The sequence below is a fragment of the Oleiphilus sp. HI0125 genome (genome assembly GCF_001635355.1).
This window is the reverse complement of record NZ_LWGF01000662.1, coordinates 1-1,020: the sequence shown is the minus strand read 5'-3', so window position 1 is coordinate 1,020 and position 1,020 is coordinate 1. Positions and strand designations below refer to the sequence as shown.

1 protein-coding gene and 1 pseudogene are annotated in these 1,020 nt (G+C 43.4%); both read right to left on the bottom strand.

Annotation, left to right across the window (positions count from 1 at the left end):
• Positions 1–198: BrnT family toxin (locus A3762_RS09390; RefSeq protein ID WP_068755127.1), on the bottom strand; the 198-nt coding region annotated here is incomplete at its 3' end.
• A gap of 458 nt (positions 199–656) precedes the next feature.
• Positions 657–1,020, bottom strand: a pseudogene (locus A3762_RS09385) (ammonium transporter); the annotation flags it as partial.

Here is a 1,020-nt window from a genome sequence, read left to right as displayed (position 1 = left end):
ACAAACGACTAGTGTTTTTAAATATGAGCTTTGTCCCAAAAGGATAAAACGCTCTTCACCTTCTGAGCTATCTGGATCGGGAATCAGCCGCGCCGCATTGTCGTAAAAGACAGACTTGGCTTCTTCGAAGCTAACTCCGTGCTTCTTAATATTTGATGCGGCTTTATTTGCATCCCATTCAAATTTGTACTTGCTCATAATTACATTGTAGTTATGTTATGGCTTGAATGCAATTTTCAGTACTGGCTTGCGTTGTGTATAAAGTGTTCTAACGAGGCATATATTTCTACGACCGTTGATAATTCCATATAAAATCGAAAAATACCTACCCTTACTCAGTACATTGTCAGCTTTGTTAGCAGAGCGAGCATTAAAATAGGTATTGGAGCAAGGTCTTCAACTGTCTATTTCTGTGCATTCACAAACCAGATTCCGGATACCCCAGGGCACCCTCTCTTGCGCATTGCGCAATTCACCTTGTCGCGCTTCGCTGTCCGGAATGACGAACGGGAGGATGGTCGCTTCTATTTATTCCCAAACATAGAATGCTAAACAATAACTTTTTATGCGTAGGGTTAAACAAACAATTCGATAGACAACAAAAAAGGGCGCTCAATGAGCGCCCTTCTTCTTAGATCTTACTAAGGACTAGTTGATTAGTCTTTAGTGAACTCTGGGTATGCTTCCATACCACATTCTGAAAGATCCACACCTTCGTACTCTTCTTCTTCAGAAACTCGTAGACCGATAACCGCTTTGATTACGCCCCAAGCGATCAAGCTTGTTACGAATACCCATGCGAAGATTGTTACCGCACCTACTAGCTGACCCATGAACGTAGCGTCTGCGTCTGAAAGTAGTACCGCGAAGATACCCCAAAGACCAACAACACCGTGTACAGAGATCGCGCCGACTGGATCGTCAAGCTTAAGCTTATCAAGAGTAACGATTGAGAATACGACGATCACACCACCGATTGCACCGATTACAGTAGCAAGTAGTGGAGATGGATCTGCAGGC